At 66.0% G+C, this 23,421-nt stretch carries 23 protein-coding genes; 7 read left to right on the forward strand and 16 right to left on the reverse strand.

Annotation, left to right across the window (positions count from 1 at the left end; all coding sequences use genetic code 11):
• Positions 1-4: 4 nt before the first annotated feature.
• Together AB4851_RS16020 and AB4851_RS16025 are read right to left on the reverse strand one after the other, a co-directional pair.
• A complete protein-coding gene (locus AB4851_RS16020; RefSeq protein ID WP_414450624.1) occupies positions 5-1,060 on the reverse strand; it encodes a branched-chain amino acid ABC transporter permease in 1,056 nt (351 codons plus the stop codon).
• 127 nt (positions 1,061-1,187) lie between these two features.
• Positions 1,188-2,345, reverse strand: a complete 1,158-nt coding sequence (locus AB4851_RS16025) for an ABC transporter substrate-binding protein (RefSeq protein ID WP_414450625.1) — start codon at positions 2,343-2,345, stop codon at positions 1,188-1,190.
• Positions 2,346-2,756: 411 nt separating this feature from the next.
• On the opposite strand from AB4851_RS16025, the gene AB4851_RS16030 reads away from it, so the two are divergent.
• Positions 2,757-2,990 (forward strand): hypothetical protein, encoded by a 234-nt coding sequence (locus tag AB4851_RS16030; protein WP_414450626.1) that lies wholly within the window; start codon positions 2,757-2,759, stop codon positions 2,988-2,990.
• A gap of 234 nt (positions 2,991-3,224) precedes the next feature.
• Here the strand turns inward: AB4851_RS16030 and AB4851_RS16035 are convergent, their stop codons facing one another.
• The 6 genes from AB4851_RS16035 to AB4851_RS16060 all read right to left on the reverse strand — a co-directional run bounded on the left by AB4851_RS16035 (position 3,225) and on the right by AB4851_RS16060 (position 10,090).
• On the reverse strand, positions 3,225-4,199 hold the full coding sequence (locus AB4851_RS16035) for a branched-chain amino acid ABC transporter permease (RefSeq protein ID WP_414443521.1): 975 nt from the start codon (positions 4,197-4,199) through the stop codon (positions 3,225-3,227).
• Positions 4,199-5,083: a branched-chain amino acid ABC transporter permease gene (locus tag AB4851_RS16040; protein ID WP_414443520.1), complete on the reverse strand. Its 885-nt coding sequence runs from the start codon at positions 5,081-5,083 to the stop codon at positions 4,199-4,201. The genes AB4851_RS16035 and AB4851_RS16040 overlap by 1 nt, the downstream gene beginning before the upstream one ends.
• A 100-nt stretch (positions 5,084-5,183) precedes the next feature.
• Positions 5,184-6,386: an ABC transporter substrate-binding protein gene (locus AB4851_RS16045; protein ID WP_414443519.1), complete on the reverse strand. Its 1,203-nt coding sequence runs from the start codon at positions 6,384-6,386 to the stop codon at positions 5,184-5,186.
• 86 nt (positions 6,387-6,472) lie between these two features.
• The gene (locus AB4851_RS16050; RefSeq protein ID WP_414451869.1) at positions 6,473-7,234 is read right to left on the reverse strand and encodes an ABC transporter ATP-binding protein; all 762 of its coding nucleotides are present in this window, start codon (positions 7,232-7,234) and stop codon (positions 6,473-6,475) included.
• 38 nt (positions 7,235-7,272) lie between these two features.
• On the reverse strand, positions 7,273-8,052 hold the full coding sequence (locus AB4851_RS16055; protein WP_414443518.1) for an ABC transporter ATP-binding protein: 780 nt from the start codon (positions 8,050-8,052) through the stop codon (positions 7,273-7,275).
• A gap of 346 nt (positions 8,053-8,398) precedes the next feature.
• Positions 8,399-10,090 carry a GMC family oxidoreductase gene (locus tag AB4851_RS16060; protein WP_414450627.1) on the reverse strand — a complete coding sequence of 564 codons (1,692 nt, stop codon included), beginning with the start codon at positions 10,088-10,090 and terminating at the stop codon, positions 8,399-8,401.
• Positions 10,091-10,225: 135 nt separating this feature from the next.
• Here AB4851_RS16060 and AB4851_RS16065 point away from each other — a divergent pair, with 135 nt between their 5' ends.
• Positions 10,226-11,125, forward strand: a complete 900-nt coding sequence (locus AB4851_RS16065) for a LysR family transcriptional regulator (protein ID WP_414450628.1) — start codon at positions 10,226-10,228, stop codon at positions 11,123-11,125.
• Between the two features lie 228 nt (positions 11,126-11,353).
• Positions 11,354-11,884: a class IV adenylate cyclase gene (locus AB4851_RS16070; protein ID WP_414443515.1), complete on the forward strand. Its 531-nt coding sequence runs from the start codon at positions 11,354-11,356 to the stop codon at positions 11,882-11,884.
• 83 nt (positions 11,885-11,967) lie between these two features.
• Here AB4851_RS16070 and AB4851_RS16075 read toward each other — a convergent pair whose 3' ends face one another.
• Positions 11,968-12,459 (reverse strand): Lrp/AsnC family transcriptional regulator, encoded by a 492-nt coding sequence (locus AB4851_RS16075; protein WP_414443514.1) that lies wholly within the window; start codon positions 12,457-12,459, stop codon positions 11,968-11,970.
• A gap of 139 nt (positions 12,460-12,598) precedes the next feature.
• On the opposite strand from AB4851_RS16075, the gene phhA reads away from it, so the two are divergent.
• Together phhA and AB4851_RS16085 are read left to right on the forward strand one after the other, a co-directional pair.
• Positions 12,599-13,510, forward strand: a complete 912-nt coding sequence (gene phhA, locus AB4851_RS16080; protein ID WP_414450629.1) for a phenylalanine 4-monooxygenase — start codon at positions 12,599-12,601, stop codon at positions 13,508-13,510.
• A gap of 37 nt (positions 13,511-13,547) precedes the next feature.
• A complete protein-coding gene (locus AB4851_RS16085) occupies positions 13,548-13,913 on the forward strand; it encodes a 4a-hydroxytetrahydrobiopterin dehydratase (RefSeq protein WP_414450630.1) in 366 nt (121 codons plus the stop codon).
• A gap of 232 nt (positions 13,914-14,145) precedes the next feature.
• Here the strand turns inward: AB4851_RS16085 and AB4851_RS16090 are convergent, their stop codons facing one another.
• Positions 14,146-14,376, reverse strand: coding sequence for a DUF3717 domain-containing protein (locus AB4851_RS16090; RefSeq protein ID WP_414443511.1), 231 nt, complete (start codon positions 14,374-14,376; stop codon positions 14,146-14,148).
• 107 nt (positions 14,377-14,483) lie between these two features.
• On the opposite strand from AB4851_RS16090, the gene AB4851_RS16095 reads away from it, so the two are divergent.
• Both AB4851_RS16095 and AB4851_RS16100 read left to right on the forward strand, forming a co-directional pair.
• On the forward strand, positions 14,484-15,176 hold the full coding sequence (locus tag AB4851_RS16095; protein WP_414443510.1) for a response regulator: 693 nt from the start codon (positions 14,484-14,486) through the stop codon (positions 15,174-15,176).
• A 116-nt stretch (positions 15,177-15,292) separates the two neighbouring features.
• Positions 15,293-16,861 carry a sensor histidine kinase gene (locus AB4851_RS16100; protein ID WP_414450631.1) on the forward strand — a complete coding sequence of 523 codons (1,569 nt, stop codon included), beginning with the start codon at positions 15,293-15,295 and terminating at the stop codon, positions 16,859-16,861.
• 82 nt (positions 16,862-16,943) lie between these two features.
• On the opposite strand, the gene AB4851_RS16105 is transcribed toward AB4851_RS16100, so the two are convergent.
• From AB4851_RS16105 to AB4851_RS16130, 6 genes are all read right to left on the reverse strand, one after another.
• Positions 16,944-17,513, reverse strand: a complete 570-nt coding sequence (locus tag AB4851_RS16105) for an SET domain-containing protein (RefSeq protein WP_414450632.1) — start codon at positions 17,511-17,513, stop codon at positions 16,944-16,946.
• A 269-nt stretch (positions 17,514-17,782) separates the two neighbouring features.
• Positions 17,783-18,895 (reverse strand): NADH:flavin oxidoreductase/NADH oxidase, encoded by a 1,113-nt coding sequence (locus AB4851_RS16110; protein ID WP_414450633.1) that lies wholly within the window; start codon positions 18,893-18,895, stop codon positions 17,783-17,785.
• A gap of 192 nt (positions 18,896-19,087) precedes the next feature.
• Positions 19,088-19,798 (reverse strand): glutamine amidotransferase, encoded by a 711-nt coding sequence (locus tag AB4851_RS16115; RefSeq protein ID WP_414450634.1) that lies wholly within the window; start codon positions 19,796-19,798, stop codon positions 19,088-19,090.
• A gap of 40 nt (positions 19,799-19,838) precedes the next feature.
• Entirely contained in the window at positions 19,839-20,480 is a 642-nt protein-coding gene (locus AB4851_RS16120; RefSeq protein ID WP_414450635.1) for a MarR family winged helix-turn-helix transcriptional regulator, read from the reverse strand.
• Between the two features lie 515 nt (positions 20,481-20,995).
• Positions 20,996-22,111, reverse strand: a complete 1,116-nt coding sequence (locus AB4851_RS16125) for a YbdK family carboxylate-amine ligase (RefSeq protein ID WP_414443505.1) — start codon at positions 22,109-22,111, stop codon at positions 20,996-20,998.
• A gap of 57 nt (positions 22,112-22,168) precedes the next feature.
• The gene (locus AB4851_RS16130; RefSeq protein ID WP_414450636.1) at positions 22,169-23,383 is read right to left on the reverse strand and encodes a cation:proton antiporter; all 1,215 of its coding nucleotides are present in this window, start codon (positions 23,381-23,383) and stop codon (positions 22,169-22,171) included.
• Positions 23,384-23,421 lie beyond the last annotated feature (38 nt).

Below are 23,421 nucleotides of genomic sequence, written 5' to 3' on the forward strand. Positions count from 1 at the left end.
CGCGTCAGCCCTCCTCGTCCTCGCCCTGCGGCGACGTCAGGCTGCGCCAGAGCAGCACCGGAATGATCAACGTGAACACGATCACCTCCTTGTACGCGCTGGCCCAGAACGACGAATACGATTCGAGCAGGCCCACCAGCACCGCGCCGGCCGCCGCGAGCGGGTAGCTGACCAGCCCGCCGATGATCGCGCCAACGAAGCCCTTGAGCCCGATCAGAAAGCCCGAGTCGTAATAGATCGTCGTCAGCGGCCCGACCAGAATCCCGGACAGCACGCCGAGCGCCGACGACAACGTGAACGCGAGCCGCCCGGCCTGGGTCGTGCCGATCCCGACCAACTGCGCGCCGAGCCGGTTCACCGAGGTCGCGCGCAGCGCCTTGCCCGAGATCGTGCGGCCGAAGTACAGGGCCAGCGCGGCGATCATCGCGAGCGCCGTGACGATCACCACCACGCTCTGCACCGAGATCGTCTGCGTGCCGAATGCGAGCTGCGCATCGGAGAACGCCGCCGTGCGCGAACCTTCCGCGCCAAACATCACGAGGCCCAGCCCCACCATCGCGAAATGCACCGCAACCGACACGATCAGCAGCACCAGCGTGCTCGCCTCCGCGATCGGTTGATAGGCGAGCCGATAGACGAACGGCCCCATCGGCACGACGATCGCCAGCGTCAACGCGATCTGGGCCAGCATCGGCAACGCCGTTGCGGCCATTGCATGCGCCACGGCAAACACGGCGACCGGCATCAACACGCAACGCCCGGCCAGCGTCGTCAACGTGCGGCCGAGCGCATGGCGGCGTTCGCGATGCCGGATCAACGCGGCCACGTCGAGCACGAAGCAGGCGATGCCAAGCACGACGAGCAGCCAGCAGGTCGCCGGCACCTTCTGCGTTTGCAACGCAGCCAGCGTCAGCGCGCCAAAAGCCACGAACTCGCCCTGCGGGATGAAGATCACGCGCGTCACGGAAAACACCAGAACCAGCGCCAGCGCGAGCAACGCGTAGATCGCGCCGGTCGTGATGCCGTCCTGCGCGAGAATCAGCGCTATCGAAAGATCCATGCGATCGAATCCGGTTGGGTCGGAAATCGGCGATAGAAACGGCAGCAAACACGGAAGCGAATACAGGAATCGCCCGCCAGGCAAGGCGCGCACCGCAATGTTTCACATGAAACATCGCGGCAGCCGATCAATCGGCCTGGAGCTTCCACTTGCCGTCGACGATCTGCACCATCACGCGGGCGCGGGCATCGAAGCCGTTGTGATCGGCCGGCGTGGTGTTGAACACGCCGTGCGACGCAGGCAGGTTGCGGAGGTTTTCGAGCGCCGTGCGCAGCGCTTCACGGAATGCCGGCGTGCCCGGCTTGCCGGCCTTCAGCGCCTCGGGAATCGCCCGCTGCAACATCAGCCCGGCGTCCCACATATGGCCGCCGAAGGTCGACAGCGAGCCGGCACCATACGCAGCCTCATAGGCCGCCTTGTAGGCCAGCGCGGGTGTCTTCACGGCGTTCGAATCGGGCAATTGGTCGGCAACCAGCACCGGGCCGGCCGGCAGCAGTTCGCCGTCGCAATCCTTGCCGCAGACGCGCAGGAAATCGTTGTTGGCCACGCCATGCGTCTGATAGACCTTGCCCGCGTAGCCGCGCTCCTTGAGCGTCCTGGCAGGCAGCGCGGCCGGCGTGCCGGCCCCGGCGATCAGCACCGCGTCGGGCCGCGTGGCGAGCAGCTTCAGCACCTGCCCGGTGACCGAGGTGTCCGGGCGGTTGTAGCGCTCGTTGGCGACAACGCGAATGCCGTTCGCGGCGGCCGCCGCCGTGAACACGGTCGACCAGCCGTCGCCGTAGGCATCGGCGAAGCCGATAAAGCCGACCGTCTTCACGCCGTGCTTGGCCATGTAGCCCGCGATCGCGTCGGCCATCAGCCGGTCGTTCTGCGGCGTCTTGAACACCCACGCGCGCTTCGCGTCCATCGGCGCGATGATCTGCGCGCTGGCGGCCAGCGAGATCATCGGGGTGCGGCCCTGCGCGGCGACGTCGATCATGGCCAGCGAGTTCGGCGTGATCGTCGAACCGACGATTGCATCGACGTGATCCTCGTCGATCAGCTTGCGGGTGTTCTGCACGGCGCGACTCGAATCCGATGCGTCGTCGAGCACGATGTAGCGGATCGCCTGCCCGCCGATTGTTTTCGGCAGCAGCGCGACCGTGTTCTTCTCGGGGATGCCGAGCGACGCACCCGGCCCCGTGGCCGACACCGACACGCCCACCGTCACCTGCGCCACCGCAGCCGTCACGCCGCATGCCAGGCCCGCCGCCAGCAGCGTCAGCGTCCATCGCTTGATCGTCATGCCCTGTCTCCCCGCGTTGTTCGTTCTGGTCGATATCATCGTGCCGGCCGTCGCCCTGCTCTCGGCGCAATCGACGGCCATCGTTCGGCGCGACGGCCCATCGCGCGGGCAATAAAAAGGCGCGTTACGAAGCACGCGCCCTGTTCGATCGATCGCCGCTGTCACGATGCCGGCCGGCTTTGCAAAACGTTCGACGCAGCGACCAGCAGATCGCAGATGGATCACGTAGCGACCGCTCCAGCGCCTCGCCACGGCCCTCGCGACACGCGCCGAAGATCTTCCCATCGGCGGCCCGGCAAGCCCGCGCCAACCCGTCTCCGCCATCCGCCGAGGCACCCTGCCGGATCACGCCCACGACGAATCCGGAGCGATGCGCAGACACACCGGAAACCCCACGCGTTACCCAATCGAATGGTTCGCGAAAGCGAGTGTAGCGGCCGCCACGCGCGCGCGACAAACCGGGTAAACGGCAAGAAGCTGAAACCGGAGAACGAGCGAAAACGGGGGAAATTCAGGGAAACGAAGAAAAAACGGAAGGGGAACGAAACAGGAAGGAATGCCGGAAAACCGGATGCGCAAACCGCCGCGCCAAATGAAAAAGCGCTGTTGGATTCCGTCCAACAGCGCTTTGGGGCCGGGCACTGAGTGCCTCGATTGTCTCCTCGTTCTCCACCTGCAAAATCGGGTTCGCGGTGCAGCAGAACAGGAACGAAGATTAAACAAGCGTGGAATTACGAGCAACCTAGCATTTACCCCTATGGTGCATCGCCGCACGGAAATTGGGCACAATTCCCGGCAACGAGGCGTCCATTTGACGGGCGTTCGCGGCCGTTTAACGCGGCACGCACCGCGCGCCAGTCGCCGCTTTGACGCTGCGCATCACGACGTCCGGAGCGGCTTCACGCGCGCCACGATCTCGCCGACGATACCGCGCCGGAACGCCAGCACGCAGGCGATGAAGATCAACCCGGTGACGATCGAGGTCGATTCGCCGAGCGAGCGGAACCAGTCCACGCCGGTGACCGAGGCGAGCCAACTGCCGATGTCGCCGAGCCGCTCCTCCAGCGCGACGATCAGCGCCGCGCCGAGCAAGGGGCCGAACAGCGTGCCCATGCCGCCCACCAGCGTCATCAGGATCACGAGGCCGGACATGGTCCAGTACGCGTCGCCGAGCGTCTCGAAGCCGAGCACCACCACCTTCAGCGCGCCGGCCAGCCCGGCCAGCGCCGCCGACAGCACGAAGGCCAGCAGCTTGAAGCGGTCGGTGTCGTAGCCCAGCGAGATCGCGCGCGGCTCGTTCTCCTTGATCGCCACCAGCACCTGGCCGAACGGCGAATGGACGATCCGCACGATGCCCATCGCCGCGAACGCCACCACCACCAGCACCACGTAGTACAGCGTCAGGTCCTGCGACAGATCGAGCAGGCCGAACAGCCGGCCGCGCGCCACGCCCTGCAGGCCGTCCTCGCCGTGCGTGAACGGCGCCTGCAGGTAGACGAAGTAGATCATCTGCGCGAACGCCAGCGTGATCATCGCGAAATAGATGCCCTGCCGGCGAATCGCGAACAGGCCCACCACCAGCCCCACCAGCGTGGCCGCCGCGGTGCCGGCCGCCACGCCCAGCTCGGGCGTGAAGCCGAGCGTCTGGATCGTGTAGCCGGTCAGGTAGCCGGCCGTGGCGAGGAACATCGCATGGCCGAACGACAGCAGGCCGGTATAGCCGATCAGCAGGTTGAAGGCGGCCGCGAACAGCGCGAAGCACATCACCTTCATGACGAACAGCGGATAGGCGCCGATGAACGGCGCGCACGCGAGGCCAATCAGCAGCAGGCCGTAGAGCACTTTTCTCTGCATCATCTTTCCTTGCCGAACAGGCCCGCCGGGCGAACCAGCAGCACCAGCGCCATGATCACGAACACCACGGTGGCCGATGCCTCGGGATAGAACACGCGCGTGAAACCCTCGATCACGCCGAGCAGCAGGCCGGTGACGATCGAGCCGAGGATCGAACCCATCCCGCCGATCACCACCACGGCGAACACGGTGATGATCATCGATTGCCCCATCAGCGGCGAGACCTGGATCACCGGCGCGGCCAGCACGCCGGCGAACGCGGCCAGCGCCACGCCGAAGCCGTAGGTGAGCGTGATCATGCGCGGCACGTTCACCCCGAACGCCTCGACCAGCTTCGGGTTCTCGGTGCCGGCGCGCAGGTACGCGCCCAGGCGCGTCTTCTCGATCACGAACCAGGTGACGAGGCACACCGTCAGCGAGGCCACCACCACCCAGGCGCGGTAGTTCGGCAGGTACATGAAGCCGAGATCGGTCGCGCCGCTCAGCAGCGCCGGCACGTCGTACGGTTGACCCGACGCGCCGTAGATCGAACGGAACACGCCCTCGATCACCAGCGTCAGGCCGAAGGTCAGCAGCAGGCCGTACAGGTGATCGAGCCGGTAGAGCCAGCGCAGCATGGTCTTTTCGATCAGGATGCCGAACAAGCCGACCACCAGCGGCGCGATCGCCAGCATTGCCCAGTACGGCAGCCCGAAATAGTTGAGCCCCATCCACGCGAGCATCGCACCCAGCATGAACAGCGCGCCGTGCGCGAAATTGATCACGTTGAGCAGCCCGAAGATCACCGCGAGCCCCAGGCTCAGGATCGCGTAGAACGAGCCGTTGACGAGGCCGAGCAGCAACTGGCTCAACATCGCCGACAACGGAATGCCAAAGATGTTCATCGAATCTGCCGTCTGTTAGGGGTGCGCAACACATGCGCCGCCGGCTCACCGTGGTGGCCGGCGGCGCACGCGCATCACCGGACGCTGCGAACGAGCCGGCTTACTTCCACAACGCGCAGCGCGATTCCTGCTTGGTGCCGTAGGCCTGATCGCCCGGGATCGTCGCAAGGATCTTGTAGTAGTCCCAAGGTTCCTTCGATTCCGACGGCTTCTTCACTTCCATCAGGTACATGTCGTGGATCATGCTGCCGTCCTGGCGCACGTAGCCCTTCGCGTAGAAGTCGTCGATCTTGGTCTTCTTCAGTTGCGCCATGATCTTGTCGGCGTCGGTCGAGCCCACCGCCTGCACGGCCTTCAGGTAGTTCGTCACCGAGGAATAATCGGCGGCCTGCAGGCTCGACGGCATCTTCTTGGTCTTCGCGAAATAGCGCTGCGCCCACTTGCGCGAGGCGTCGTCGCGGTTCCAGTACCAGCTGTCGGTCAGCACCAGGCCCTGCGTGGTGTCGAGGCCCAGGCTGTGGATGTCGTCGATGAACACCAGCAGCGCGGCGATCTTCATGCTCTTGGTGATGCCGAATTCCTTGGCGGCCTTGATCGCGTTGACGGTGTCGCCACCCGCGTTGGCCAGGCCGAGGATCTGCGCCTTCGAGGCCTGCGCCTGCAACAGGAACGACGAGAAATCCGACGCCGACAACGGATGGCGCACCGCGCCGAGCACCTGCCCGCCGTTGGCCTTGACCACGTCCGAGGTGTTCTTTTCCAGCGCCTTGCCGAACGCGTAATCGGCGGTCAGGAAGAACCAGGTCTTGCCGCCCTGCTTCGTGACGGCCGAGCCGGTGCCCTTGGCGAGCGCCATCGTGTCATAAGCGTAATGCACCGTGTACGGCGTGCACTGCTCGTTGGTCAGCGTGTCGGCGCCGGCGCCGATGTTGATGTACACGCGCTTCTTCTCGGCCGCGACCTGGTTCATCGACAGCGCCGTGGCCGAATTCGTGCCGCCCACCAGCAGGTCGAGGCCGTCGCGGTCCATCCACTCGCGCGCCTTCGAGGCGGCGATGTCGGCCTTGTTCTGGTGATCCGCATACACCAGCTCGATCGGCTTGCCGTTCACCTTGCCGCCGAAATCCGCGATCGCCATGCGGATCGCTTCGAGGCCGCCCTGCCCGTCGATATCGGCATACAGCCCGGACAAATCGGTGATGAAGCCGATCTTCACCGCATCGGCCGCGTGCGCCGGGCCGGAAGCGGCCGCGGCGGCGAACGCGGTGACGAGACACGCGCGCGCGAGGGTCCTCAGTTTCATTGACGTCTCCTGGTGTGATGCATTTGTGGTTGTGGTTGTAGAGCGCGACCGCCGCCGCGCGTGGCGGCCGCGGCGCGCCCGGCACGTCAGACGCCGAGCAGCGCGTGCAGCACGGGCATCTTGCCTTCGAGTTGCGCCGCCTCGAAATGCTCGACGATGCGGCCATGCTCCATCACGTAGAAGCGGTCGGCGAGCGGCGCGGCAAAGCGGAAGTTCTGTTCGACCATCACGATCGTGTAGCCGCGCGCCTTCAGCGCGACGATCATGCGCGCGAGCGTCTGCACGATCACGGGCGCGAGGCCCTCGGAAATCTCGTCGAGCAGCAGCAGGTTGGCGCCGGTGCGCAGGATGCGCGCCACCGCCAGCATCTGCTGCTCGCCGCCCGACAGGCGCGTGCCCTGGCTGTGCCGGCGCGTCGCCAGGTTGGGAAACAGCGTGTAGATCTCGTCGAGCGACATCGCGTTCTCGCGCGGCCCGACCGCCGGCGGCAGCAGCAGGTTCTCCTCGCACGACAGGCTGGAAAAGATGCCGCGCTCCTCCGGGCAATAGCCCACCCCGCCGTGCGCAATGCGGTGCGTGGGCAGCGCGATGGTTTCGCGGCCCGCGATCCGGATCGAACCGCGCCGCCGGCCCGTCAGGCCCATGATGGCGCGCAGCGTGGTGGAGCGGCCCGCGCCGTTGCGGCCCAGCAGCGTGACCACCTCGCCGCGCCCGACCGTCATCTCCACGCCGTGCAGGATGTGCGATTCGCCGTACCACGCTTCGAGATCGTGGATCGCCAGCGCCGGCACCGCCTGCGCGTCGACCACCTTCATCGACGCATCGAAGGCCGCGGCCTCGCCGTGCATCGAGCCGGCCAGCGCCGGTTCCCGCCGTTCGCCCGCGCTCATCCGTGCGCCCCCGTCAGCGCCGCGTCGGCGCTGCCCATGTAGGCCTCGATCACCAGCGGATTCTTCGATACTTCGGCGTACGCACCTTCGGCCAGCACCTCGCCGCGTTGCAGGACGGTGATGGTGTCGGAGATGCCGGCGATCACGTTCATGTTGTGCTCGACCATCAGGATCGTGCGCCCGGCCGATACTTTCTTGATCAGTGCGGTGACGCGATCGACGTCCTCGTGGCCCATACCCTGGGTCGGCTCGTCGAGCAGCATCAGTTCGGGCTCCATGGCAAGCGTGGTGGCGATCTCCAGCGCGCGCTTGCGGCCGTAGGCCAGCTCGACGGTGCGCACATGCGCGAAATCGGTCAGGCCGACCTGGGTCAGCAGATCCATCGCGCGATCGTCGAGCCGGCGCAGCGACCGCGCGCTGCGCCAGAAATGGAACTCGCTGCCAAGCGTGCGCTGCAGGCCGACGCGCACGTTCTGCAAGGCAGTCAGATGCGGGAATACCGCCGAGATCTGGAACGAGCGGATGATGCCGCGCCGCGCGATTTGCGACGGCCGCTCGCGCGTGATGTCGAGGCCGTTATAGACGATCTGCCCGGCGGTGGGCTTCAGGAATTTGGTGAGGAGATTGAAGCAGGTGGTCTTGCCCGCGCCGTTCGGGCCGATCAACGCGTGGATCGAGCCGCGCCGCACCCGCAGGTTGACGCCGCCGACCGCGGTGAAGCCGCGGAATTCCTTGGTCAGCCCGCGCGTCTCGAGAATCGTGTCGCCGAGAATCATGTCCGCTTCCGTCCGATATGACGCGAAACACCGCAAAAATCTCGCACGAGCCACTGCGCCGCCGCACGTCGATGCGGCCTGCCCCCGAGCCAGGCGCCGGCATCCGGTATCGACGCGCGTGCGTCGGCACGCATGCCTGCTGCGCAGCATTGTCGCGCCGTTGGTGCAGTGCATTCATCGGGATTTGCACTGAGAGATCGCGTTATGCGCGGGCGCGCCGGTTGCGATGGCGCGCCGCGGCATTGCCGGAAACCTCGATTGCGGGACGGATTGTGGTGGGCTATCGCGGGCGCGTTCAGCGTTCAGCGTTCGGCGTTCGGCGTTCGGCGTTCGGCGATAGCGTCAATCAGACGGCAGCGACCGACGACGCGATAGCCCCCGTCGGCGCGATCACGTTCTCGACAGCGGCCCCGCCACGCCGGTCCGCTCGAATCATCTCGCTCGCGCGTTCGGCGATCATCAACGTCGGCGAATTGGTGTTGCCCGACGTGATCAACGGCATCACCGATGCATCGACGACGCGCAACCCCGCCACGCCACGCACGCGCAGGCGGCTGTCGACCACGGCCTGCGGATCGTCGGCGCGGCCCATCCGGCAGGTGCCCACCGGATGGAAGATCGTGGTGCCCACCGCGCCGGCCGCCTCGGCCAGTTCGGCCTCGGTTTGATAGCGCGTGCCCGGCAGGATTTCCTCGGGCCGGTAGCGCGACAGCGCCGGCGCGGCCGCGATGCGGCGCGTCAGGCGCAGCGCGTTGGCGGCCACGCGCCGGTCTTCCTCGGTCGACAGGTAGTTCGGCGCGATGTGGGGCGCCGCGAACGGATCGGACGACGCGATATGGATGCTGCCGCGCGAGCTCGGCCGCAGGTTGCAGACCGATGCGGTGAACGCGTCATAGCGATGCAGCGGCTCGCCGAAACGATCGAGCGACAGCGGCTGCACGTGATATTCGAGATCGGCGCGCGCCATCGACGGATCGGAGCGCGTGAACACGCCGAGCTGCGACGGCGCCATCGCCATCGGCCCGCTTTGCCGCAACAGGTATTCGGCACCGATCGCGAGCTTGCCCCACCAATGCGCCGACAAGGTATTGAGCGTGCGTACGCCCGACACGCGAAACGCGCTGCGCAACTGTAAGTGGTCCTGCAGATTTTCGCCGACGCCGGGCAGATCGCATTGCACCTCGATGCCGAGCGCGCGCAGGCGCTGCGCGTCGCCGATGCCGGACAGCTCCAGCAGCGCCGGCGAATTGACCGCGCCCGAGGCCACGATCACCTCGGCGCGTGCATGCGCCACGAACGCCTGGCCGCCGCCGCGATACGCCACGCCACGGCATCGTGCGCCCTCGAACACCAGCCGCTCGGCCTGCGCGCCGGTGATGATGGTGAGATTCGGGCGCGACAGCGCGGGCCGCAGGAACGCCTTCGACGCGTTCCAGCGCACGCCGCGTTTCTGGTTCACCTCGAAGTAGCCGACGCCGGTGTTGTCGCCACGGTTGAAATCGTCGGTGGCCGGCACGCCGGTTTGCTGCGCGGCCTGCGAGAACGCTTCGAGGATCTCCCAGCGCAGCCGCTGCTTCTCGACGCGCCACAAGCCGCCCGCCCCGTGCGCGTCGCTCGCGCCGCCGTGATGATCCTCGCTGCGCCGGAACACCGGCAGCACCGCATCCCAGGCCCAGCCCGCGTCGCCCGTCAGGCGCGCCCAATCGTCGTAATCCTCGCGCTGGCCGCGCATGTAGATCATGCCGTTGATCGACGACGACCCGCCCAGCACGCGCCCGCGCGGATACGACAGCGCGCGGCCGTTGAGGCCGGCTTCCGGTTGTGTCTTGTAGAGCCAGTCGGTGCGCGGGTTGCCAATGCAGTAGAGATAGCCGACGGGGATATGGATCCAGTGATAGTCGTCCTTGCCGCCGGCTTCGAGCAGCAGCACCGACACGTCGGAATCCTCACTAAGGCGGTTCGCCAGCACGCAGCCTGCCGTGCCCGCGCCGACGATCACGTAATCGAATTCACCTTCGAGCGTGCGGGGGGATGTCACGATCTGTCTCCTTTCGTTTTTGGCGCTGCACGTGCGGCTTGCCGGCAGCGAATGCATCGAAGCGTACCCGCGCGCCGCGATTCGAATCCAATGAGTTATGCTGAACAGCTTTATAAGCCGCGCTAATATCGCTCGATGGATCTGATCCTGCTCCGTGCGTTCGCCACGGTGGCCCGCGAAGGCAACCTGACGCGCGCCGCCGCCCGCCTGTGCCTGACGCAGCCCGCCGTCAGCCTGCAGATCAAGCATCTGCAGCTAACGCTCGGCGTGGTGCTGTTCACGCGTACCTCGCGCGGCCTGGTGCTCACGCGCGACGGCCAGGCGCTGCTGCCGCACGCGGAGCGCGCGCTGTCGGCCGCCCACGACGTGCAACGCGCGGCCAGCGCGCTGCGCCAGGAAGTGCGCGGCCGGCTGCGGATCGGCACCGTGCTCGACCCCGAATTCCTGCGTTTGGGCGGCTTTCTGCGACAACTCGTCGAAACCTATCCGCAGATCGAAACCGAGCTGCGCCACGGCATGTCGGGCTGGGTGCGCGAGGCCGTGCGGGCGCGCGAGCTCGATGTCGGCTATTCGATCGGCCGCCCCGACGACGACGATCCGCTCGACGGCGTGCTGTTCCACACGCTGACGCTGACCCGCTACCAGTACCGCGTGATGGCGCCGGCCGGCTGGAAGGAGCGCGTGCAGCGTGCCCGCGACTGGCGCGCGCTGGCCGCGCTGCCGTGGATCTGGACGCCGCCCTCCTCGGCCCATCACCGGCTGCTGTCGCGCCGCTTCGCCGAGGCCGGCGTGCAACCGGTGAAGGTGGCGGAGGTGGATCAGGAACCGTCGATGCTCGATCTCGTGAAGTCCGGCGTGGGTTTGTCGCTGGTACGCGATTCGATCGCGCTGCGCGAGGCGCATGCCCATGCGCTGGTGATCGTCGAGCCGGTCAGCGTGCCGACCGAGCTGACCTTCATGACGCGGGCCGATCGGCGCGAGGAACCGGTGATCGCCGCGGCACTGCGGCTGGTCGAGCAACAATGGGCCGGATAGCGTCGAAGCCCCGTCGGGCGGCGCTCCGCCTGCGCGTTATCAACAATTTCCTCACCTTTAAACGGTGAGGATAAAAAACAAAAACCACTCACCGTTCCGGATTTTTCCTCACCTTTCGCGGCGCGCGTTTGCCCTGCCGTTCGTCAGGCGTCACGCCACGGACCCGGAGTTTTTGTTAGATTCATCACCCACCCAGGCGATTCGATCGCCAAGACCGAGGAGAACTGCATGGCACGCAACATCGAGATCAAGGCCCGCGTCAGCGACTTTGACGCCCTGCGCGACAAGGCGGCATCGCTCGCCACCGACGCCCCGCTGTTCTACCGTCAACAGGATTTCTTCTACGACGTGCCGCGCGGCCGGCTCAAGCTGCGCCGCTTCGACGACAACACCCCGCCCGAACTGATCTTCTACCAACGCGACGACCGCGACGGCCCGAAGGTGTCGTACTACACGCGCAGCCCGGTCACGAACCCCGAAGCGATGCACGCGCTGCTGGCCACCGCGCTGACCACGCGCGGCATCGTCAGCAAGGAACGTCACGTCTATCTGGTCGGCCGCACGCGCATCCATCTGGATCGCGTCGACGGGCTGGGCGATTTCATCGAACTGGAAGTGCTGCTGGCCGAGGATGACGAGGAAGCCGGCGGCGAGGCCGAGGCGCACGAAATGTTCGCCAAGCTCGGCGTGCCGGCCGAGGCGCTGGTGGCGGTGGCCTATGTGGACCTGCTGAACGCGCCGGAGGCGGCCGCCGCCTGAACCCGGCAACAAGGCAATAAAGCAGCAAGGCAATGACCGGGTGGGGCCGCCCCCGCCCGGTGCCACGATCCGGCGCGCCCCGCTCAGGCGGGCGCCGCGCCCGGCTCCAGGTGCGACAGCGGCAGCGGCCCGTTGCGCTTGAAGGTGGTCAGCACGATGTTCGAGCGCACGCTGTCCACGCCCGGCACGCGCATCAGCTTCTTCATGACGAACGACGACAACGCGTTCAAATCCGGCGCCACGATCCGCAGCAGATAATCCGCATCGCCCACCACCGCGTGGCATTCGAGCACCTCGGCCAGCAGGTCGATCTCCTGCTGGAACTGCTCGATGATCGAATCGCCGTGATGCTTGAGCTTCAGGCTCGTGAACGCGGTCACGCCCAGCCCGAGCCGCTCGGGGCGCAGCACCACGCGATAGCCGTCGATCACGCCGGCCGATTCGAGCCGCTGCAGGCGGCGGCCGATCTGCGATGGCGACAGCGGCACCTGCTCGCCGAGCTGCTGGTGGGTGGCGCGGCCAAAGCGCTGCAGCACGTCGAGCAGCGCCAGATCGAAGTGATCGAGTTCTAACATGAAAATTCTCCGCACGAATTCCGATTTAGATGCGCGATTATCGCATTAACTCGTGATTTCACGTCGAGATTGCGCCCATCCCGCGCGTTGTCCGCTCTACACTGGCATCCATCGTCACCGCTTGAACAGAGAGCCAGCCATGTCCACCGTCGTCACCGCGAAGCTGCAGGAGCAGTTCGACGCGGGTCTCGAAACCCGCGCCGATTTCACGATCGATCAGCCGCTCGAGCGCTACAGCCGGGTGGATCACGCGGTGTGGGCAACGCTTTACGCACGTCAGACCGCCCTGCTCGAAGGCCGCGCGGCCGACGCGTTCGTGGCCGGCATGAAGCGCCTGACGCTGCCGGCCGATCGCGTGCCGTCGTTCGAGGACGTGAACCGCCAATTGAAGCCGGCCACCGGCTGGGAAATCGTCGCGGTGCCGGGCCTGGTGCCCAGCGACGTATTCTTCGCACACCTTGCGAATCGCCGCTTTCCCGTGACCTGGTGGATGCGCCGCCCCGACCAGCTCGACTACCTGGAAGAACCGGATTGCTTCCACGATCTGTTCGGCCACGTGCCGCTGCTGATCGATCCGGTGTTCGCCGACTACATGCACGCCTATGGCCAGGCCGCGCTGGCCGTGGCCGACGATCCGGCCGCGCTGGCGCTGCTCGGCCGGCTCTACTGGTACACCGTGGAATTCGGCCTGATCCGCAGCCGGCAGGACCCGGACACCTTGCAGATCTACGGCGCGGGCATCGTGTCGAGCCGCGGCGAATCGGTCTACAGCCTCGAAAGCGATACGCCGAACCGGATCGGCTTCGACCTCGATCGCGTGATGCGCACCGCCTATCGCATCGACACGTTCCAGAAGACCTACTTCGTGATCGACGATTTCGAGCAGCTGTTCGCGCTGGCCAAGGTCGATGCGCGCGCGCTGGCCCGCCGCCTGGCCGAGTTGAGCGAACACCCGGCCGGCGCGGTGCTCGATGGCGACCACGTGTTCCATCGCGGCACCGGCGAAGGCTGGGCCGAGCATGCCGATACGAGCGATCGCGTCGCGGCCTGAAGCCCGATCAAATCGGGCATCGCGCAAATATGGAAGAATGACCGGATCGGCGCGCCGCCCCTGGCAGGCGCGCCCCATCCGCAAACGAGGCCATCCCATGATTCACAAGCTCACATCGGAAGAACGCAAGACGCAGCTCGCCACGCTGCCCCATTGGTCGTCCATCCCCGGGCGCGACGCGATCCAGCGCAGCCTGCGTTTCGCCGACTTCAACGCGGCGTTCGGCTTCATGACGCGCGTCGCGATCAAGGCGCAGGAAATGGATCACCATCCCGAGTGGTTCAATGTGTACAACCGCGTCGACATCACGCTGTCCACGCACGATGCCGACGGCCTGACCGAACGCGACATCGCGCTCGCGCGCTTCATCGATCAGGCCGGCAGCGAGGCCCAGCTCGGTTGATCAGGGGACCGAACCTTCGCGCCCAACCCGACACCTTGCCGACAGGCACCTGACATCCCCAAGACAAACTGCACGGGCCGCCATGCGAGCGTCATACTGATACGGTCCCGACGTTCCGCATCCTTCATACGAACCGGCGCGTGGCAAGGTGCAAAAACAGAACGCGCGTCAACGCCGAAGCGTGGACGCGCGTTTCTTGATTCAGAAAGATTGCGCGAAGCGGTGCCGGCTGTCAGTTTTCCAGGCCGTTCGTGAGGCGCGTGTAAGACTCCCAGGCACGACGTGCGATGGGGTCCAAACCTTCCAGTTTCAGTGCGCCTTGCCGCTGTACAATCAGCAACGCATACGGCCTGGAAAGCGCGCTCGCTTCTTCGCACAATCTGAGTTCGTCGCCGCTGGACGGCGAACGGGCGCGCCAGAAATTGATCGCGGCTTCGAGTTCGTAGATCGAGATGTCGGACATAGTTGGAATTTCGTTCGCTAGCCGCCTTGCTGTCGTCGGCCACGCGACATGCTGTTGGAAACGGCGTCGTGCTGTCCCACCCAACCCATTGTACTTGAGCGAATCTCATGCGACTCCTCCTCATCGAAGACGACCGCCCCATCGCACGCGGCATCCAGAGCAGTCTCGAACAATCCGGCTTCACGGTCGACATGGTTCACGACGGCATTTTCGCCGAGCAGGCACTCGCCCAGAATCGCCATGAGTTGGTGATCCTCGATCTGGGCTTGCCCGGTATCGACGGCATGACGCTGCTGTCGCGCTTCCGTCAGACCAATCGCCACACGCCGGTGATCATCCTCACCGCCCGCGACGAGCTGAACGATCGCGTGCAGGGCCTGAATTCGGGTGCCGACGATTACATGCTCAAGCCGTTCGAACCGGCCGAACTCGAGGCGCGCATCCGCGCCGTGATGCGCCGCAGCGGCCCGCACAGCGACATGCCGCGTCCGGAAGTCTCGCTCGGTGGCGTGCGCCTGTCGGGCGTCGATCGCCGCATCTTCAACGACGACAAGCCGCTCGAACTGTCGCCGCGCGAATTCGCCGTGCTCGAAATGCTGCTGCTGCGCCACGGCCGCGTGGTCAGCAAGGCCCAGTTGCAGGATCACCTGACGCACTTCGGCGGCGATCTCGGCGACACCGCGATCGAAGTCTATGTGCACCGCGTGCGCAAGAAGCTCGAACAGTGCCGCGTGGAAATCGTCACGGTGCGCGGCTTCGGGTACCTGCTGCAGGAAATCCGCCAGCCGGCCAGCGTCTGACGCCCGGCCGCCCCGGGAGCGCAGGCGGCATGCCCGCCGCGTTCATGCCGGCACGCTTGCGAACACCACGCCCGGCCCTTTCGCCGGGCGCTTCTTTTTGATGGTTGACCGACGCGATGTCCACTGACCCGGCCGCTTCCAGCCTGCGCCGCTCGCTGCTGCGCCGCCTCGCCGCCCCGCTGTCGATGCTGGCGCTGATGAGCGGCCTGATCGCCTATTGGCTCGCCTGGCAGTACACGCAGCACGTGATCGATCGCTCGCTGGCCGATCTGGCCACCGCCATCTCCAAACAGATCCAGATCGCCGGGCCGGACGCGCCGTTTACCGTGCCGCCGCTCGCGCAGGCGATGTTCTCCGATCCGGCCGAGCAACTGATCTACCGCATCAGCGACGGCGAGCACGAACTCGCCGGCGATCCGCGCCTGCCGCTGCAAGGCACCAGCGTGCGCCGCATGCACTACGCCTACGTGTTCGAGGCCGATTACGAAGGCCAGGCCGTGCGCGTGGCCCAGGTGCGTGTCGAGCAGACCGACAACGGCAATCCGATGATCGTCGAGGTCGCGCAGCCGGTGCGGCACCGCTACCAGATCGCCGCCGAATTCCTCGTGGCGATCATGATGCCGTTGCTGTTGCTGCTGCTGGCCGGCTGGGGGATCGTCTGGCGCGTCGTAAACCAGCAGTTGGGGCCGCTCACGCATCTGGCCGATTCGCTGAACCGGCAGACTCACACCTCGCTCGAACCGGTCGACGAAACCGACGTACCGCTCGAAATCCGCCCGCTGACGAGCGCCATGAACGCGCTGCTCGGCCGCCTGAAGACGGCGCTCGATGCGCAGCGCAAGTTCATCGCCGACGCCGCGCACCAGTTGCGCACGCCGCTGACGGCCGTGAAGCTGCATGCCGAGCAGGCCGCCATTGCGCGCGATCCGCAGCAGACGCTGACCGCCGTGCACGAACTGCGCGCGGCAGCCGATCGCGCGGTGCGGCTGTCGAATCAGTTGCTGTCGCTGGCGCGCGCCGAGCCTGGCGAACAGGCGGCCCGTTTCGTGGAAGTGGATCTGGCCGCGCTGGCGTTCGAGACGGGCGCCGAATGGGTGCCGCGCGCGCTCGCCGCGCACGTCGACCTCGGCTTCCAGACCTGCGACGACACCGCCGCCGCATCTTCTCCGGACTGCCAATCGATTCACGGCGACGACGCGGATGCCGACGACCTGCCGCCCGACGAATTCGACCTGGCCAATGTGGAGCCGCTGATGGTGCGCGGCAACCCGGTGCTGCTGCGCGAGGTGATTGCGAACCTGCTCGACAATGCACTGAAGTACGTGCCGCTCACACGCCCGGACGGCGCGCGGATCACCGTGAACGCCGCGCAGGTCACGCTGCCGAACGGGCGCATCGCGGGCGAGATCGTGGTGGAGGACAACGGCTCGGGCGTGCCGCAAGGCCAGCAGGCGGACCTGTTCAAGCGCTTCTTCCGTGGCGATGCGCAGAGCGGCAACGGCGTGGAAACGGGTGCGGGCCTCGGCCTCGCGATCGTCTACGACATCATCGCGATGCATGACGGCGACGTGCTGTATGCCGATGCGCCGGAAGGCGGCTCGCGCTTCATCGTGCGGATTCCGCTGGCGAGCAAGCCGGAGGCGGCTGCGGCCAAGGCCACCGATTCGCCGGCACAACACGGCTGAACGCTGAAAATCGGCCCGCAAAAACGCATGACGGCGCATCGCGCGCCGTCATGGATTGATTGACTGTCAGCCGCCCGGGCGCTTACTTCTTCTTCGCGCCCTTCTCCTTGCGCTCGGCCTTTTCGGCTTTTTCGGTCTTCTCGGCCTTCGCTTCCTTCTCGGCCTTGGCCTTCTTCGACTTCTTCTTTTTCTTCTTGTCCGAGTCGTCGTTGACGGCCAGCAGCGTGCCGCGGCAGGTGCTCGCGCCGCAATGGCACGCGTACTCGCGCTTCAGTTCCTTGGTCAGCTTCTCGTCGATCACGAGGCCGTAGTCGTAGAACAGCTCCTCGCCGGCTTCGAGGTCGCGCAGCGCGCGGATATGCACACGGCCGGCGGTTTCCTCGGCTTCGCAGTTCGGCGCGCAAGAGTGGTTGATCCAGCGTGCGCTGTTGCCGTCGACCTTGCCGTCGATCACGTCGCCGCCTTCCAGCGCAAAGTAGAACGTGTGATTCGGATCGCTCGGATCGTGCGGATGACGGCGCAGCGCCTCCTTCCAGGAGATCCGCTCGCCTTTGTATTCGACCACGCGCTCGCCCGTCTTGATCGGCGCGGCCGCGAATACGCCCTTGCCGTGAACGCCGGAACGGCGCACGACGATCCTGCGTGAACTCATCGATGAATCCTTGTGAAGACGATGGATAACGCGAAGGCGGCGGCAAGCCGGCCGCCGTCCGCATGCGGCGCGCGATCTGCGTCGCGCGCGCGGAGCCGTCGAAGCGACGCGCCCGCGACGGGCCAACCGCATGCTACACGTTCGCGCTTGCTTCGTTCAACCGATCATGCGCGAACGGCATGGATCGGCGCGAATCGACACGACAACAGGCAGCTTGTCGTGTCGATCCGGCCCGCGTTGCGCGGGATGATGGGGAGGTGCGGCAGGCTTCAGCGCTGGCCGAACGCCACGTCGCCGAACAACGCCTTCTGCTCGCGCGGCTGCGAGCGCCAATACTGCGGCGGAGCCGTCACGGTCGCGCCGAGTTCCGCGGCCGCATGCCACGGCCAGCGCGGGTCGTAGAGCATCGCGCGGGCCAGCGCGACGAAGTCGGCATCGCCGTCGGCCACGATCTTTTCGGCCTGCGCCGCTTCGGTGATCAGGCCGACCGCGAATGCCGGCAGGTCGGCCGCATGACGCACGGCGCGCGCGAACGGCACCTGATAGCCCTGCGACAGCGGGATCTTCTGCAGCGGCGACACGCCACCCGACGACACGTCGATCCAGTCGCAACCGCGCGCCTTCAGCGCCTTCGCGAATTCGATGGTTTCGTCGAGCGTCCAGCCGCCGTCCACCCAATCGGTGGCCGATACGCGCACGCCCACCGGCCGGTCGGCCGGAAACGCGGCGCGCACGATATCGAAGATCTCCAGCGGGAAACGCATGCGGTTTTCGAGCGAGCCACCGTATTCGTCGTCGCGCCGGTTGGCCAGCGGCGACAGGAACTGATGCAACAGATAGCCGTGCGCGGCGTGCACTTCGAGCGCGTCGACGCCGAGCCGCGCGGCACGCCTGGCGGTAGCCTCGAACGCGCGGCGCACGCGATTCAGCGCGGCCGTGTCGAGCGCGAGCGGCGGCGTTTCGCCTTCCTTGTGCGGCACCGCCGAGGGCGCATGCGGCAACCAGCCGCCGTCCGCCACCTCGATCAACTGGCCGCCTTCCCACGGCGCCTGGCTCGATGCCTTGCGGCCCGCGTGGCCGATCTGCATCGTGACGCGGATCGGCGAATGCTGCCGAATGGCGGCCAGCAGCGGCACGTAGGCGGCCTCGGTGGCGTCGTCCCACAAGCCGAGATCGCCCGGCGTGATGCGGCCATCCGGTTCGACGGCCACCACTTCGGTGCACAGCATCGATGCGCCCGACAGCGCGAGGCTGCCAAGGTGAATCGTGTGCCAGGCGGTGGGCTCACCGCGTTCGGCCGAGTACTGGCACATCGGCGAGACGACGATGCGATTCGGCAATGTGATGCCGCGCAGGGTAAAGGGAGAAAACAGGACGCTCATCGCAGGCTGGCTCGCTACAAGGGGGCGGAAGCGATCGAGGTTAGCACGCAGCGCACAAGGCTGCTGACGCCGCTCCGGGGAGGCGACCGAGGCCTGCCCCTGTCGAATGGCTGACGAAGCCGCCAGCGGCCCCTTGAAGCAAAACGGCACGCGCTGGCGTGCCGTTTCGTGAGGGATGCCGAGGATCGTCGTTCAAAGCCCGACCGCGCCGAGCCATTCCGAGAACATGCGCGCGGCGGCCGGCATGAGCACGGGGCCATGCAGCGCCGTGGCCGCACGCAACTGCCTGGCATCGACGCCGGACGCCGAGCCGATTTCGCTGGCATGGCCGATCAGCCAGGCCTCGAAGGTTTCGGTCGATATTTCCGGGTGGCATTGCAGCGCGAGGACATGCTGCCCCCACGAGAACGCCTGATGCGCGCAGTCGGGCGTGGCGGCCAGATGGATCGCGCCGGGCGGCAGATCGAACGTATCGCCGTGCCAGTGCAGCATCGAGGTGTGTTCGCCGGACAGATGCCGCAGCGGCGACGCTTCGCCGGCCGCCGTCAACGTGAGCGGCGCCCAGCCGATTTCCTTCACCTTGCCCGGATAGACCCGCGCACCGAGCGCTCGCGCGATCAGTTGCGCGCCGAGACAGATGCCGAGCGTCGGCAACCCGGCCTCGATGCGCCGGCGGATCAGTTCGACGAGCGGCGCGGTGGTCGGATAGAGATCGTCGTCGTAGGCGCTGATCGGCCCGCCGAGCACCACGAGCAACGACGGCTCGCAGGCGTCGAGCACCTCGACGCGCGACGTGCCGACATCGACATAACGGACACGCCGGCCGCGTTCGCCGAGCACGCGCTCGAAGCTGCCGAGATCCTCGAAGTGGACGTGGCGGATCGCCACGACTTCTGCATTCATCAAACCGGGCTCCGTCTGGCGCGCCACGCGCGGCGCCTTTTTACAGCTGCGCGAATATCTTCCAGGTTTTCTTCTGCGTCAGTGCGTCCGCTTCTTCATGCACGGTGCAGTCGAGGCGCAGATCGCTGTCGGCCATCGTCAGGTCGAGCAGCGAGCAACGGTACGATGCCTTGCGGCCGGTTTTACCCGGCTGAAAATGCTTGCAGGTCACGCACATGCGGTGTTGCGGCGCCTGGCCGGCCACCTGCAGCTCGCGCATGACCTTCAGCAGCGCGCGGTACAGCGCGCCTTGCTCGTCGCCGCCGAGCACGCCCACGGCCTTCGACAGAAAATCCGGCCATTGCAGCGCCTTCTTGGCCGCGGTGCGGCCGCGAGCGCTGAGGCGAACGGCGAGTGCGCGGCCATCGTCGAGCGCACGGCGCTTTTCCACGAGACCCTTGGTTTCGAGCGTGCTGACCGCATCGCTGGTGGTAGCCGCGGTCAACTGGGTTTCCCGGGCGATCTCGCCGAGACGCATCGGGCCCTTGCGCTGCAGCAACAGCACCAGGATTTCACCTTGCGTCGGCGTCAGACCGGCGCCTTCCGCCCAATTCCATGCTTCGCTTCGCATGGCCGTACTCAATCGCAACAGGCTGTGGGTCACACGACCCGCTGCCTCGTTCCCGTAAACACCTTCGCTCATAGTCTTTTCGCTGTTGCCGGCCTCGGTTCGAACCGACGGCCTTTGTGGGGAGATCCGTGTCCAGCCTGCCATCGAGAATCGAGATGCAGTGTCCGGAACGGCGCACCGATGCCCGTTCACCATGACTGATACGCCATGAACCGGCCTGCGAACGCGATGCTATCCGGCACTGTCGTTCGCAAAGCCGACATTCTATGCGAGAGCAGAAAATCGCACAGCTAAGTTATCCAAATAAGTCTGTGGATAAAACCCGGATAACCGAAGCGTTTCGCTGTGCCATTAAGAACGACTCTCATGTGCACGTCGGGCGACTGCTTTCAATCGACAAACAACGGTGTGCCGGCGGGGGAAGACGCGATCGTGCGCGAGACGCGCAGAGCCTTGAGTTTGCTGGGAAAGCGCCGGTTATCCACAAGCGCCCGATGAGAATTACTTCAGACTACTACATTTGTTCGACCGGCCCGAAAGCCGGTCGGACTTTCTGCCGCAGATACCAGCGGCGGAAATAGTCTTTTTCACTCGCGCCAGCGCAAACATTGCTGACGAACTGTCTCGTTAAGCGACTTTTCCTGCTTGAACACGGTGCGCAACCACGATGCGTCATTTACACGCGCCTTCGCCTGCGCGCCGATTTCGTCGAGCGCGGCACGCGAGCCGAGCGCGGCCGCATGCGGTGCGAGACGGTCGAGCGTATCGAGGATGTCTTCGGCGATGGTGCGGCGCTCGCCCGTTTGCGGGTTCACGCAGGTGCCGTCCAGACCGAAGCGGCAGGCCTCGAACCGGTTGAACGTGTAGACCAGGTAATCGTCTTCGGACAGCTTCAGCGGCTTGTCGAGCAACAGGTAGCGCGCCAGCGTCTGGATGTAGCAGGCGATCGCCGCGGCGCGATCGACCGACAGCGGCGTATCCATCACGCGAACCTCGATCGTGCCGAAGCCCGGCTTCGGGCGGATATCCCAGTAGAAGTCCTTCATGCTGTTGACCACGCCGGTGTTGACCATCTTCGAGAAGTACTCCTCGAAGCCATCCCAGGTCAGCGTGTACGGCGCGCGGCCCGACATCGGAAACGCGAACACCGAATTCAGGCGTGCTGAATGAAATCCGGTATCCACGTTCTGCACGTACGGCGACGACGCCGACAGCGCGATGAAATGCGGGATATAGCGCGACATCGAATGCAGCAGGAACAACGCGCTGTCGGCATCGGGGCAACCGATGTGCACGTGCTGGCCGAACACCGTGAACTGCTTGGCCAGATAGCCGTACAACTCGGACAGATACTGGAAGCGCGGCGCGTCGTAGATCTGCCGGTCGCTCCATTGCTGGAACGCGTGCGTGCCGCCGCCGGCGAGACCCACGTTGAGCTGGTCGGCCGCCTTCACGAGCACGTCGCGAATCGTGCGCAATTCGCCGAGCGCCTGCTCGTGCGAATGGCAGATGCCGGTCGACAGCTCGATCATGCTTTCGGTGATTTCCGGCGTGATGTTGCCGGGATGCGGCTCGTTTTCGATCAGCCGCATCAGGTCCGACGCCGCTTTGGTCAGGTCGTAGTTGTGCGTGTTGACGATCTGGATTTCCAGCTCGACGCCGAACGTGAACGGCTCGGAATTGTTGAAGGTTTCGAGTGCCATGGCAAATTCCGGATAACGGGTTGGGTGCCGCCGCGATCGTGGCCGCGACGGCGCCGATCAGTTGTCGTCGCGCCGTTCGCCCACCGCCGACAGGCTGCGATAGACGAAGGCCGGACCGACGAGCTGCAGCAGCACGATCGAACACATGACGACCGCGCGCAGGTGCGGATCGAAGTTCGGATAAGACTGATAGGTGTCGTCCACCAGCAAGTAGGCCAGCGCCGACATCGGCGCCAGCGACAAGCCGAGCGCCACGCCCTGCTTCACGTTGATGCCGCTCTTCTTGGCGAACGCCACCACGCCGATCAGCTTCGCGACCAGGCGCGTGGCGATCAGCACCAACGCGATCAAGCCGCCCGTGGCGAGGTCGTGCCAGGTGAACGAAGTCAGCGTCAGCACGAACAGAATGACGGTCAGCAGCCAGCCGGCCGTGCCGAAATGCTCGGGCCAGAGTTGCGGACGCACCTCGAGATTCTTCACGACGATGCCGGCCAGCAGCAAGGTCAAGACGGTCGACAACTTGAGCGCCTGCGCGACCGCGATTGCCAATACCACCAGGCCGAACAGCGCGACGAACGAATGCTCGTCACGCATGACCGGCGCGATGTGACGGAACAGGTAATTGCAGGCGCGTGCGAGCAGGTACGCGAGGATCATCGAACCGGCGATCAGATACAACGGTTGCAGGATCGTCGCGAACACGTTGCCGAATTCCTCCTGGTGCAACCAGCTCGTCAGCAATTTCGTCAGGACCACCGAATACACGCTGTTGAGCGCCGTGAGCGTGAGCAGGCGTTGCGACACCTGCCCTTCCGCGCGCAGTTCGGTCTTGAGCTGGATCGCCATCGCCGGCGAGGTGGCCACCGCGATGGCGGCCAGCACGATCGACACCATGGCCGGCACGTTGAGCACCAACAGCACGGTCAGCACCAGCGCGAAGGTCAGCGTGGCTTCGGCCACGCTGGTGGCGATCAGCCAGGGGTTGCGGCGAATCCAGCGCAGGTCGAGCCGGCTGCCGAGTTCGAACAGCAGCAGCCCGAGCGCGACGTTGATCAGCAGGCGCGCGGTATTGCTGGTGCTGGCGTCGATCGCGCCAAACCCGGCCGACCCGGCGATCAGCCCGATGACGGCGTAGCCGGTGACGCGCGGCAGGCGCCACGCACGGTAACAGAGTTCGCCACAGAGGCCTGCCGCGAACAGCGCGATCCCGGCCCAGAACACGGCATCGGGAACAAACGGCCAATTCGGTAGAAACGAGAATGCCGACTTCATCGAGGTGAATTCTCCTATGCGAAGGCAACCGGCTGCGA

Source organism: Burkholderia sp. 22PA0099 (assembly GCF_047497165.1).
Lineage (GTDB): Bacteria > Pseudomonadota > Gammaproteobacteria > Burkholderiales > Burkholderiaceae > Burkholderia.